The organism is Brevundimonas sp. AJA228-03 (assembly GCF_017795885.1).
Taxonomy (GTDB): Bacteria; Pseudomonadota; Alphaproteobacteria; order Caulobacterales; family Caulobacteraceae; genus Brevundimonas.
This window is the reverse complement of record NZ_CP059297.1, coordinates 602,368-614,822: the sequence shown is the minus strand read 5'-3', so window position 1 is coordinate 614,822 and position 12,455 is coordinate 602,368. Positions and strand designations below refer to the sequence as shown.

13 protein-coding genes are annotated in these 12,455 nt (G+C 68.1%); 4 read left to right on the top strand and 9 right to left on the bottom strand.

The window, feature by feature from the left end:
* A complete protein-coding gene (locus HZ989_RS03135) occupies positions 1–876 on the top strand; it encodes an SDR family oxidoreductase (protein ID WP_209322197.1) in 876 nt (291 codons plus the stop codon).
* 173 nt (positions 877–1,049) lie between these two features.
* Here the strand turns inward: HZ989_RS03135 and HZ989_RS03130 are convergent.
* From HZ989_RS03130 to HZ989_RS03090, 9 genes are all read right to left on the bottom strand, one after another.
* A protein-coding gene (locus HZ989_RS03130; RefSeq protein ID WP_209322196.1) for an IS630 family transposase occupies positions 1,050–1,992 on the bottom strand; the annotation gives its coding sequence in 2 pieces (ribosomal slippage) (positions 1,050–1,655 and positions 1,657–1,992; 942 coding nt in all).
* A gap of 87 nt (positions 1,993–2,079) precedes the next feature.
* A complete protein-coding gene (locus HZ989_RS03125) occupies positions 2,080–2,712 on the bottom strand; it encodes a DUF1134 domain-containing protein (protein WP_209322195.1) in 633 nt (210 codons plus the stop codon).
* A 102-nt stretch (positions 2,713–2,814) separates the two neighbouring features.
* Complete coding sequence (locus HZ989_RS03120; protein WP_209322194.1) at positions 2,815–3,357, bottom strand: TIGR00645 family protein; 543 nt, start codon at positions 3,355–3,357, stop codon at positions 2,815–2,817.
* A gap of 3 nt (positions 3,358–3,360) precedes the next feature.
* On the bottom strand, positions 3,361–5,799 hold the full coding sequence (gene pheT / locus HZ989_RS03115) for a phenylalanine--tRNA ligase subunit beta (RefSeq protein WP_209322193.1): 2,439 nt from the start codon (positions 5,797–5,799) through the stop codon (positions 3,361–3,363).
* Complete coding sequence (locus HZ989_RS03110) at positions 5,796–6,206, bottom strand: hypothetical protein (RefSeq protein ID WP_209322192.1); 411 nt, start codon at positions 6,204–6,206, stop codon at positions 5,796–5,798. Before HZ989_RS03110 ends, pheT begins: the two co-directional genes overlap by 4 nt.
* Position 6,207: 1 nt before the next feature.
* Positions 6,208–7,284: a phenylalanine--tRNA ligase subunit alpha gene (gene pheS / locus HZ989_RS03105; RefSeq protein ID WP_209322191.1), complete on the bottom strand. Its 1,077-nt coding sequence runs from the start codon at positions 7,282–7,284 to the stop codon at positions 6,208–6,210.
* A 131-nt stretch (positions 7,285–7,415) separates the two neighbouring features.
* Positions 7,416–7,628, bottom strand: coding sequence for a cold-shock protein (locus tag HZ989_RS03100; protein WP_013267912.1), 213 nt, complete (start codon positions 7,626–7,628; stop codon positions 7,416–7,418).
* A gap of 183 nt (positions 7,629–7,811) precedes the next feature.
* The gene (locus HZ989_RS03095) at positions 7,812–8,081 is read right to left on the bottom strand and encodes a hypothetical protein (protein WP_209322190.1); all 270 of its coding nucleotides are present in this window, start codon (positions 8,079–8,081) and stop codon (positions 7,812–7,814) included.
* Between the two features lie 40 nt (positions 8,082–8,121).
* Positions 8,122–9,336 carry a YihY/virulence factor BrkB family protein gene (locus HZ989_RS03090; protein WP_209322189.1) on the bottom strand — a complete coding sequence of 405 codons (1,215 nt, stop codon included), beginning with the start codon at positions 9,334–9,336 and terminating at the stop codon, positions 8,122–8,124.
* A gap of 83 nt (positions 9,337–9,419) precedes the next feature.
* Here HZ989_RS03090 and HZ989_RS03085 point away from each other — a divergent pair, with 83 nt between their 5' ends.
* The 3 genes from HZ989_RS03085 (at position 9,420) to HZ989_RS03075 (ending at position 12,411) form a co-directional block, all read left to right on the top strand.
* Entirely contained in the window at positions 9,420–10,190 is a 771-nt protein-coding gene (locus HZ989_RS03085; RefSeq protein ID WP_209322188.1) for an MOSC domain-containing protein, read from the top strand.
* The gene (gene prmC, locus HZ989_RS03080) at positions 10,191–11,075 is read left to right on the top strand and encodes a peptide chain release factor N(5)-glutamine methyltransferase (protein ID WP_209322187.1); all 885 of its coding nucleotides are present in this window, start codon (positions 10,191–10,193) and stop codon (positions 11,073–11,075) included. It abuts the gene before it with no gap.
* Positions 11,076–11,364: 289 nt separating this feature from the next.
* Positions 11,365–12,411 (top strand): DUF4167 domain-containing protein, encoded by a 1,047-nt coding sequence (locus HZ989_RS03075; protein ID WP_209322186.1) that lies wholly within the window; start codon positions 11,365–11,367, stop codon positions 12,409–12,411.
* The last annotated feature ends 44 nt before the right edge of the window (positions 12,412–12,455 follow it).

Sequence of the window (12,455 nt, the reverse complement as noted above, 5' to 3'; positions counted from 1 at the left end):
ATGACGACGCCGTCCCTGCTCATCTTCGGCGCGGGCTATCTCGGAATGGTCGCTGCGCGCGAGGCGATGCAGCGCGGGATGGCGGCCCGCGCGACCTCGCGCGATGCCGACCGCCGCGCCGCGCTGGAAGCGGGGGGCCTTCAGGCGGTCGATCCGCTGGATGAAACGGCGATGCAGGCGGCCGTGGCGCAAACGTCCGCCATCCTGATCACCGCGCCGCCGGATGGGCGTGGCTGTCCCGGTCTGCGGGCCCTGTCGCCCGCCCTCGGCGCCAGCGGGGCCTATCCGGACTGGATCGGCTATGTCTCGTCCACCGCCGTCTATGGCGATCGCGCGGGCGGCTGGGTGTTCGAGGACGACGCCCTGAATGCCGCCAGTCTGGAAGGGGCCCGTCGCGTCCGGGCCGAGGCCGACTGGCTGGACGCGGGGCGGGGCATGGGGCTGACGGTGCAGATCTTCCGTCTGCCGGGCATCTATGGGCCGGGACGCTCGGTGGTGGACCGGCTGCGCGACGGCTCGGCCCGGATCGTCAGAAAGCCCGGCCAGATCTTCAACCGGATCCATGTCGACGACGCCGTGGCGGGGATGTTCGCCTCCATCGCCCGCCCACGCCCGGGGGCCGCCTACAATCTGTGTGACGACGAACCCTCGCCCGCCGACGAGGTCATGAGCTGGGCCGCCGCCCGCATGGGCCTGCCCGGCCCGCCCGAGGTCGACTGGACTGATCCCTCGGTCTCCGAGGGCATGCGGCGGTTCTATCTCGACTCCAAACGCATCTCGAACGCCCGGGCCAAGGCCGAACTGGGCTGGCGACCGCTATATCCGACCTGGCGCGAGGGGCTGGAGGACACCCTCTCCCGGAGGGAGAGGGCTTGAGCGCCCGAGCGCCGTCAGGCGATCGGTCTTGCGCGAAAGGGTGAGGGGTCAGGGTCCGGGCCGGTGAGGGCGAAACCCCTCACCCTTTCGGCTGGCGCATCGCTTCCCCCCGACCTGATCGGGGGCTCAAGCCCTCTCCCTATGGGAGAGGGTGCCCCTAGAGCGAGTTCGGTTTAGTTGGACGCATATCCGGCGTGCTTAAGGTAGTTGTTGCATTCTGATGGGCTGAAGCGGTCGAGGAGGCAGCCGATGCGTCGCCAGGTGGCTTCGACGGTTCGCTCGTCGGCCTTTTTCAGAAGGGTCTTCAGCTTGGAGAAGACCTGTTCGATGGGGTTGAGGTCGGGGCTGTAGGGCGGCAGGAAGATCAGGTGGGGCCCGGCTTTTCGGATGGCCTGCCTGACCGCCTTGCCCTTGTGACTGCCGAGGTTGTCGAGCACGACCACGTCGCCGGGGCTGAGCGTTGGGATCAGGAACTGCTCGACCCAGGCTCGGAACGCATCGCCGTTGATCGGGCCGTCCAGCACCATAGGGGCCTCGATCCGGTCGTGACGCAGGGCGGCGATGAAGGTCATTGTGGTCCAGTGGCCATGCGGAACCCGGGCCACCAGTCGCTCGCCACGCCGGGCTCGGCCGTGGGTGCGGGTCATGTTGGTCTTGGCCCAGGTTTCGTCGATGAAGACCAGGCGACGCGGGTCAATCCGGTGTTGATGACGCTTCCACCGCGCCCGCTTTCGGGCCACGTCCGGACGGTCCTGTTCGGCGGCATGCAGGGTTTTTTTTGAAGCTGAGCCCTTCGCGCTTGAGGAAGGCCCAGACCGACCAGTCGCCCGCCTTCACGCCACGATCCGACAGTTCAACCACCAGCGCCCGGATCGTCAGGTCCGGCTTTTCAGCCAACCGGGCCAGAAGCCAGTCCCGCTCGCGGTCCAGCACCGAGCGGCGATAACCGCCCATCTGGCGAGGCAAGGGACGACCCTCGGACCGTGCCCGCGCCATCCATTTCACCGCCGCAGAGGCGCTGACACCGAACCGACGCGCCGCAGATCGCCGGCTCTCGCCCGCCTCAACGGCAGCCACCAGCCGCTCTCTCAAATCCATCGAACAGGGACGAGGCATCGGAGCTGGCCTCCCATCCAGCCCCAACCTTGAATCACAATCCGACCAAAAGGGGAATCCTTCGATTCCAACTAAGCCGAGGACGCTCTAAAACGGCAGCAGGTTCCGCTGTCGCGAATAGGCCATCGTCCCCACATTGGCCCCAAGCCGCAGGCCGACGCCGGTGCGGACCGGGGCCAGGACGATGCCGTCGGCGCGCTGGTAGTTCACGCCCACGCCGCCGACCAGATAGGCCGAGCCCTCGACCCCCGGATAGCGGCGGTAGATCGCGTCGGGCGCATACAGGCCATAGACCAGGGTGAAGACCCTGGAGGCATTGCCGCCGACGTCCCAACCCACCGAGATGCCCTGCCAGAACACCTCCTGCGAGGCCGACAGGTCCTTCATGTGCAGGGCACCCCGGCCATAGCGCAGGCCGACGACGGCGGCCCCGGCGCCTTCCTCGCCCGCGATATAGGCGGTGGGGCGGTCGCCCTGGTCGGCGAAGATCTTCTCGATGGCCGTGCCCATGGCCTCGGCCGCGATGCCCAGTTCGCGCGACCCGGCCGCGACCAGTTCGTCGGCGGTATAGGCGGGGGCGCTGGTGTCCGAGGCGATGGGGTACTGGGGCTCGTTGGGGCCACTCGCCTGGGGCGCGGTGGCGCAGGCGCCCAGTCCGAGCGGCAGCGCGGTCATGGCCGTCGCGGCGAAACCGGTCTGGATCAGGTGGCGGCGGTGCATGGCGGTGTCCCCGAAAGCTGTTCGTCCGCGGCGCGGGCGAGGCCCGCAGGGTCGCTGGGTTTTGCGGCAGACTTGCGGCCTCAAGGTTAACCAGACCTTACCTCAGTGCCTGTCGGTTCTCGCCGTCAACCAGTCCATCAGGGCCAGCAGCACGCCCGAGGCCACGAAGGTCAGGTGGATGATGACACCCCACATCATGGCCGTCTCGTCCAGCGGATAGCCGGGCTTGCCGATGTTCATGAAAGTCTTCAGCAGCTGGATGCCCGAGATCGCCACGATGGAGGCGATCAGCTTCAACTTCAGACCCGAGAAGTCGACCTTGCCCATCCACGGCGGCCGGTCCGTTTCGCCGTCCAGATCCAGCTTTGAGACGAAGTTCTCATAACCCGAGAACACCACGATCAGCAGCAGGTTTCCGGCCAGCGACAGGTCCACCAGCGTCAGGACGGCCAGGATGGCATCGTTCGAATCCATCCGCTCGCCGATCACGAAGGCCTTCGGCACATAGTAGAACAGCTCGGTCATGAAGACCGCCAGCAGCATGGCCAGCGCCAGCAGCAGCCCGACGTAGAAAGGGGCCATCAGCCAGCGCGACTGGAACAGAAGGCGCTCGAACGCCGTCTCGATGCGGGGCTTCAATCCCATGTCCTACCCCCTCAGACGTGCGCCGATCTTTTCGGCCGCCGTCACGATCCGGATCGAGAGTGCCTCGATATCCGCGTCGGTCAAGGTGGCCTCGCGCGGCTGGATGACGACCTCCAGGCCAATGGATTTCGCTCCGTCCGCCACGCCGGGTCCGCGATAGACGTCGAACACGCGTACATCGGCGATCAGCGCCTTGTCCGCGCCCTGGACCGCCCGCACCAGATCGCCCGCCGGCTGGTCGTCGGCGACGACCAGGGCGAAGTCGCGGGTGAGCGGCATCAGATTGGGCAGGTCGGCATTACCGCGCGCCTTGGTCGGCTTTGCTTTCGGCTCGGGGACGGCGTCCAGCACGATCTCGAACGCCAGCATCGGGCCCTCGGCGTCCAGCGCCTTGAGCACGCGGGGGTGCACCGCGCCGAACTCGGCGAGCACGGTCTTCGGCCCCAGTTGCAGCCGCGCCGACCGGCCCGGATGCCACCAGTCGCGGTTGGAACCCTGTGCCAGCTGCAGCGATCCGACCGGCGCGCCGATGCTTTCCAGCACGCTCATCAGGTCGCCCTTGAGCCCGAACAGGGCCTCCTCACCGGGACCGGCCCAGTGACGGGCCGCGCGGGCCGAGAGCAGACCTGCGATGACGGTCCGCTGATCGCCCGGCCGATCACCGGGATAGATCGGCCCGATCTCGAACAGGGCGACATCGGCATGACCGCGCGCGGCATTGCGCGCCGCCGCCTGGATCAGGTTCGGCAGGACCGAGGGCCGCATACAGTCCAGATCGGAGGCGATGGGGTTGTCGACGATCAGCCGCTCGTCACCGCCCCCGAACAGGGCGGCGATATCGCGCCGCGTGAACGACCAGGTGACGGCCTCGGCATAGCCCAGCGCCGCCAGCGCACGCCTTGCGATCCGGACGCGGGTCTGGCGCGGGCTCAGGACGCCCTTCGACGGCGAGCCCTGATCGGGCAGGGGCGTGGAGGGCAGGTGCTGGAACCCGTGGATGCGGGTGACCTCCTCGACCAGATCGGCCTTGCCCGAAACATCGCGCCGCCAGGACGGCGGGGTCACGATCCACGGATCGGCGGCATCGGCGGGCGCGGCCTGCACCAGAAAGCCGAGCTGACCCAGAATGGTCCCGATCCGGTCCTCGGGCAGGTCCATGCCCGACAGCTGTTTCACATAGGCGGGGTCGAAGGCGAAGGGGGCCGGGCTGGCCGGGGGCTCACCGACGAAGACGATCCCGGACGGCTCGCCGCCGCACAGGTCCAGGATCAGCCGCGTCGCCAGCTCGAGCCCCGGCGTGAGCGAGACCGGATCGACGCCGCGCGCGAAGCGGTACTGGGCATCGGAGTTGATCGTCAGGCTGCGCCCCGTCTGGGCCGTGACCAGCGGATCGAACCAGGCGCTTTCCAGAAAGACGTCGGTGGTCTCGTCCGAGCATCCGGTCGATTCGCCGCCCATGACGCCGCCCAGGCCGATCGGGCGTTCGCCCCCGGCATCGGCGATGATGCACATGGTCGGATCGACGCCATAGGTCTTGCCGTCCAGGGCCATCAGCTGCTCGGGCGTCCCGGCGGCGATGGGTTCGCTGCCCGCCGACACCTGACCGGGGCGGACGACAATCTCGGTGCCCACCAGCTTCGCGACATCATAGACGTGCAGCGGCCGGGCGCGGTCGTAGGTGATCAGATTGGTGACATCGACCAGCCGGTTGATCGAGCGCAGGCCGATGGCCTTGAGTCGGGTCTGAAGCCAGGCCGGGGACGGCCCGTTCGACACGCCCCGGATCACCCGACCGGCAAAGACCGGGCACATCTCCGGCGCGTCCAGCCGCACCGAGATCGGGCAGGGGAAAGCCCCGCGCACCACAGCGATGTCGAAATGCTTCAGGGTGCCGAGCCCTGCCGCCGCCAGATCGCGCGCGATACCCGTAACCCCCAGCCAGTCCGGCCGGTTGGGGGTGACCTCGAAGTCGATGACCGGCTCGGCCCCGAACAGCCCGGCCACCGGCGTGCCGACCGGGATCTCCGGCGGCAGTTCCTGGATGCCGTCGCTCTCGTCGGCCAATTGAAGCTCGGAGGCCGAGCACAGCATGCCGTTCGACACCACGCCTCGCACCGGCTTCTCGACCAGGGTGACGCCCAGACCGGGGACGTAGGCCCCGATCGGCGCATAGATGGTGGTCAGGCCCGCGCGCGCATTCGGGGCACCGCAGACGATCTCCTTGATCCCGTCGATCGTCTCCACCTGACAGACCTGGAGACGATCTGCGTTCGGGTGGCGCTCGGCCGAGATGATCTTCGCCACGGTGAACGGGGCGAGGGCCACGGTCGGATCGGCGACGTGCTCGACCTCCAGCCCGGCCATGGTCATGGCCTCGGCCACCTCGGCGGCAGAGGCGGTCGTGTCGAGGTGATCCTTCAGCCAGGAGAGGGTGAACTTCACGAGAGGGTCCCGAACCGTGGCGTGGTCCTGATCGCCTTCATGCTGTCCATGAAGGCCGGTGCGCCGGTGAAGCCCACTTCCATGAACTCGCAGCCCTCGAACCTGCAGTTCAGCAGGGCCACGGCCCCCGTCGCCCGCTCGCCAAGCGGCTGGAACAGCAGGTTGTTGATGTCACCGCGCGGATCGCCGAAATTGCAGTCGTCGAAACTGGTGCCGCGCGAGGGCAGCAGCACGGCCGGTCCGTTGATCCGGCACCCCCGGAACACGCGGTCCTGGATGGCCGGAATCATGCGGGCCATGCTGGCGGCCAGGATCTGATGCACGAACAGATCGACATCCTCGAACACGGCGGCGTCGAAGTCGGACGGGACCTTGTAGGCGCGGCTGATCGGCAATCTGGACGTCATGTCAGCTCAGTCCGCTGGAAGGGTTGGGGGCCGAAAAGGCCGAGAAACCATAGTGGGCCAGCCAGCGCACATCGGCCTCGAACATGGGGCGCAGGTCCGGCACCCCGTATTTGAGCATGGCCATCCGATCCACGCCCATGCCGAAGGCGAAGCCCTGCCACTGGTCCGGGTCGATGCCGCAGCTTTGCAGCACATGGGGATGCACCATCCCGCAGCCGAGGATCTCCAGCCAGTCGTCGCCCTCGTTCAGCACCAGCCTTCCGCCGGAACGGTCGCAGCGGATGTCCATTTCGGCCGACGGCTCGGTGAAGGGGAAATGGTGCGGGCGGAAGCGCGCGTGGATGCCGTCCAGCTCGAAGAAGCGCGCGACAAAGGTCTCCAGCGTCGTCTTCAGGTGACCCATGTGGATGTCCTTGCCGATCACCAGACCCTCGATCTGGTGGAACATGGGCGTATGGGTCGCGTCGGAATCCTTCCTGAAGGTCCGGCCCGGCGCGACGATGCGGATCGGCGGCGACTGGCTCATCATGGTCCGGACCTGCACCGGGCTGGTGTGGGTCCGCAGCACCTTGCGCTCGCCCGTTTCCGGGTCGGGCCTGAGGAAGAAGGTGTCGTGGGTCTCGCGCGCCGGATGTTTGGGCGGGAAGTTCAGGGCCGTGAAATTGTGGAAATCGTCCTCGATGTCGGGCCCTTCGGCGACCGCGAACCCCATCTCGGCGAACAGGGCGATCATCTCGTCCATCACCTGCATGGTCGGATGGACCCCACCCTTGCGGCGCGGGCGGGAGGGCAGGGTCAGGTCGATCCGTTCGGCCAGCAGACGCGCGTCCAGCTCGGCGGCCTCCAGCTCGGCCTTCCTGGCGGCGATGGCCGAGGTCACACGGTCGCGCAGACCGTTGATCACGGGCCCCTGTTCGCGCCGCTCGTCGGGGCTCATCGCGCCCATGCCCTTCAGCAGGCCCGAGATCGTCCCGGTCTTGCCGAGCGCCGCGACACGCACAGCCTCGACGTCAGCGACGGTGGTCGCGCCGCCGATGGCGTTGATCAGGTCGAGTTCGAGGCTGGCGAGGTCGGTCATCGTGCGGACCGTCTAGCGGCTGCGGCCCGACGGGGAAAGTGGGCCGCCCGGATGCAGCCTGTCGCGCAACGAAAAAGGGCCGATGCGCTGCACCGGCCCTTTCGAATCTGTCGCCAGATGATCCGTGAGGACTATTCGGCGGCCTTCAGTTGACCTGCCGATTCCTTGCCGGTGCGGCGATCTTTTTCGACTTCGTACGAGACCTTCTGGCCTTCGTTCAGGCCGTTCATGCCCGCGCCTTCAACGGCGGAGACGTGCACGAACACGTCCTTGCCGCCGTCCGAGGGCTCGATGAAGCCGTAGCCCTTGGTGGAGTTGTACCATTTGACAGTGCCGGTAGCCATTTTAAGGACCTCCGTTAGCAGTTTGCATCAGGCAAGAGCGCCTGAAGCCTGTCGGGTCTGAATGGGATCGGCCAGAAACTCGGTGCGTTCGCAAGGAGAGAGGGGCGTTACGCAGAGAGATCGACGGCCCTACTATGGACCGAAACACCCCTGTGCACAACCTGAGTCTCGACGACGCAGGAATCAGGCCGGGATCGGACTGTCCTCATCCGGATCTTCCAGGCCCGCGTCAGAGGGACCTGAGACGGCGTCATCGCCCTCGGGCGCGACATAGTGCGCCACGCACAGCTTGCGCAGCGCCGACGTCAGGGAGCCGCCGTAAAGCCGGTCCTGAACCCGCTCGTGCCCTTCCTGCTGCAGCCGGGTTTTGATGTCCCCCACGGTGCGGCACTCGCCGCTGCGGGCCAGTTCATAGGCGCGTTCGAGGGTCGTCGGTCGAAAGTTGTTGCTCATCGACCCTAGATAGGGACGTGCAGCCCGATAAGCGAGGCGCTCAGGCCCGCGGCGGCCTTCGGCCCAGGACACGCCCTGCCGTCGCCACCTGCCGACGGGTGAAGGCGACGACCTCGCGGCTGGCCTGGGGCGCACCGACCGTGTCGGCCATGGTGGCACCCCGCGCGCCGATGTCCGCGCCGCCGTGGATGGTCGTGTCGATCGCCGTCTGGTGCTCGATCTCGGCGTTCAGCTTGGCCCCCATCAGGACCACCTGGACCGACAGCCAGACCCACAGCAGGAAGCCCATGGCCGTCGCCAGCGGGCCATAGGAGTCCATCCGGACGAAGGTCGTCAGATACCAGCTGAAGGCAAAGGAGATGAACACGCTGACGCTGGCGGCAAACACCGCGCCCGGCACAAGCCAGCGGATGCGCGCCCGGGTCCGGCTCGGCCCGAACCGGTACATGGCCACCAGCGTCAGCACATAGAGGGCGAACAGCAGCGGCCAGCGCAGCGGGGCCAGTCGCTCCCAATCGTCGGCCAGACCGAACAGGCCCAGAAAGATCGGCACCCCCAGGACCAGGGCGGCACTGAGAAGAATCGCCGCGAGCCCGGACAGGGTGAAGGCGAAGCACAGCAGATTATACTGGATGAAGTCGCGCTTCTCGACCTCGTGGTAGGCGACGTTGATGCCGTGGAACAGCGTCTTGATGCCGTTGTTCGCCGTCCACAGCGAAAGGGCGAGCGTCCAGATCAGGGTGAAGGTCAGCGATCCGGTCGATCCGGCCGCCAGCCGCGTCATCTCCTGACCCAGGAAGCCGGCGACATTGGCCGGCAGGAAGGAATACAGAAAGGCCAGGCGCGCGGGGGCGTCGGCGGGGTCTGCGAACAGGCCATAGACGGTGACGAAGGCCGCAAGGGTCGGAAACAGCGACAGCAGCATCAGGAAGGTCACCCCACCCGCCACGAAGCCGACCTGATCGCTGAAATAGCCATTGGCGACCCGCCAGCCGATGTCGATCCATCCCTTGCGGGGAATATGGGCCGGACGGCGCGCGAGGCGACCGCGCCCGGGGTGGATGGCGTCCAGGGCCTCCGGCGTGGGTGCCTTCGGCAGGGCCGGTGCCGGTCGCTGGGGACGCAGTTCCAGACCGAACCTGTGGCTTTGGGTATAGATCAGATGCGCGGCACCGGCGCCGGCCACGAGCCCGCCCGCGACGGCCCCGACGAATTTCCAGACAGGCGACAGCGAACGGCGGGGCGAAGGGATCATCGGTGCGGTCAACGGTTCAGGGCCCGGGGACGGTCCGGCCGGGCCACCTTGCCTGAAATCATCGACTGGGGCACTGACCGGGCGTGGCCTCTCCTGATTTCGCGACTATCGCCGCCCTGTACCGCCACCCGGTCAAGGGCTTCACGCCCGAACCGCTGGGAGAGGCGTTACTGAGCATGGGCCGGGCCTTTCCCGGCGACCGGTTGCGCGCCGTCGAGATCGGTCCCTCGGGGTTCGATCCCGCTTCGCCGGCCCATATTTCGAAGATGCGGTTCACGGTCCTGGCGCGCCTGCCCGGGATCGCCCGGGTGCGGACGCGGTGGGACGAGGCGACCGACACCCTGACCGTGTCGGCCCCGGATGCGTCCGACCTGACCGTGCGACTGGGTCTGGCCGGGGATGACCGCAGACTGGAGGCCTGGCTGACCGATGTCCTGGGCGAGCAGGCGACGGCACCCCTTCGCCTGCTGGACGGCGGCGGACACAGGTTCATGGACGATCCGGCCGGGGCGGTGTCGGTGCTGAACCTGGCCAGCGTGCGAGATCTGTCCCGGCGGCTGGGGCAAGCGGTCGATCCCCTGCGGTTCCGGGCCAATGTCTGGGTCGAGGGCTGGCCCGCCTGGGCCGAGAACGACTGGACCGGCCGCGATCTGGTGCTGGGCGAGGCGCGGCTGAAGGTGGTCAAGCCGATCGTCCGCTGCGTCGCGACCCACGCGAACCCCGACACCGGAATCCGCGACATCGACGTGGTTGGCGCACTGCATGACCATTATGGCCACCGCTGGTGTGGCCTCTATCTCTCGGTCGAGGCGGGCGGCGTGTTGCGCCCCGGTGACCGCGCGGAGCTGATCTGAATGACCGATACCCCGACCCTCGTCTCCGCCTGGAAGGCCGCGCAGGGCGAGCTGAAGGCCGCCCGCATCGACAGTCCGGCCATCGACGCCCGTCTGTTGCTGGAGGCCGCATCGGGTGCATCGCGCCTCGAGATCCTGACCGACCCGCACCGGCCGCTGACGCCCGACCAGCAGACGACCCTGACGGGCTATCTCGAGCGTCGCCTGAGGCGCGAGCCCGTGTCCCGCATCCTGGGGCGCAAGGGCTTCTGGAAGATCATGCTGACCGTCACGCCGGACGTCCTCAGCCCCAGACCGGACACCGAGACCATCTTGGACGTCGCCATGCTGGCCTTCGAGCCGCCCCAGGCGTTCAATGTGATCGACCTCGGCACCGGATCTGGCGCGATCCTGCTGGCGGTCCTGTCCGAGCGGCCCGGCGCGCGGGGCGTCGGCACCGACATCTCGTCCGAGGCCCTGGCCGTCGCCCGCGAGAACGCCGCCAACCTGGACCTCGACGGTCGCGCGACCTTTCTGCGCACCGAATGGGCCGCCGGCTTCGGCGACGCCAGTTTCGACCTGGTCGTGTCCAATCCGCCCTATATCCCGTCCGGCGACATCCCCGGCCTGGACCCCGAGGTCCGCGACCACGATCCGCTTCTGGCCCTGGATGGCGGTCCTGACGGGCTGCAGGCCTATCGGGACCTGGCCCCCGAGATCGCCCGCATCCTCAAGCCCGGCGGGATCTTCGCCGTCGAGATCGGCTGGGATCAGGGACCCCAGGTCAAGGCCCTGTTCGAGGCGGCGGGCCTGGCGGACGTGAAGGTGGTCAAGGATCTGGGTGACCGCCACCGGGTCGTCACCAATGGCCCGGACCCCCGCACGACTCCGATCCGGGCGTCTTGAGCCACGTCGCACAAAACCCCTTCCAAACCCTCGCGCGCCGCGCTAAGTCGTGTGTCGTCTCCCTCTCAACCGCATCTCGCCGGGCCGTCTTTCAAGGTCCTGTGACGCTCGGCCGGGACGTGCGTGAAGGTCGTCGGTTTACAGCCGTCTGCGGACCACGACGGGCGACGAAAGTCCTTCCGATCACATCGCTGCCGGGATTGGCCCCCAGCGAACCGGAACCACGAACCCCGGCCTGAATCCCTCGCCCTTCGCGCAGGGTCACGCCGAACCAGCACGGTAAGCCTCAATGCGAGATTTCAAGGGCATGAAGCGCCAGCGCGGTCGCAACCGGAAACCCGGTGGCGGCGGTGGCAATGCCAATGCGGCCAACCCGAACCGCTCCTGGGACTCACAAGGCCCCGAGAACATCAAGGTCCGCGGCAATGCCCAGACCGTCTACGAACGCTACCAGCAGCTGGCGCGCGACGCCGGATCGTCGGGCGACCGGGTTCTGGCCGAGAACTACCTGCAGCACGCCGAGCATTATTTCCGCGTCCTGCGCGCCCTTCAGCCCCAGCGGCCGGTCAGCGAGATCGCGGCGCGTGAGCTGTCCAACCAGGGCTATGACATCGATTTCGAAGACGAGACCGGGGCCCAGGCTGCGGCCTTCCTCGCCGCCCAGCAGGCAGCCGACCGCATCCAGCAGCAGAGCGACGCCCGCGACGCCGAGGCCGCCCAGGGTTCTCAACAGCCGCGCGAACCGCGCGAATGGACGCCGCGCCCGCCGCGCGACAACCCGGGCCGTGACGGTCAGGACCGCGATCAGAACCAGAACCGCGAGTGGACGCCGCGCCCCCCCCGCGAGACCCGTGACACCCAGGACGGCGGTCAACCCCGTGCCGAGGGCGAGCAGGGCGAGGGCGGACGTCGCGAGACCCGCCGCGAGCGCTGGGAGCGTCGCCGCGAGGAACGCAACCGTCGCTATGAGGCCGAAGGCGGGACGCCCGACACCCGGTCCTATGAGGAGGCAGAAGGCCATCGCAGCGACAATGGTCGGGACAATGGCCGGGACAATGGCGACCGCACCGAAAGCGTTCGCGAAAGCGGCTCGGACGCCATCGCCTCGACCGCCCCGATCGCCTACGTCCCGCCGACCGAACCTACGCCTGTCGCGGCCGAGCGTCCCGCCCGTCGCACGCGGACGCCGCGCGCCGAGGCGGATACGGATACCGCCGGGGCCCTGCCAGGCTTTCTGACCCGGCCCTCCGCGCCCGCGCCTGCGGCGGCCGACGAGGCGGCGCCGAAGCGCCGCGCGCCCCGCAAGAAGCCCGAGGGTCCCGCCGACACCGAATAGGGACGGAAACACCTTCACCCCTGATGCTGCGGCAGGCTTCACGC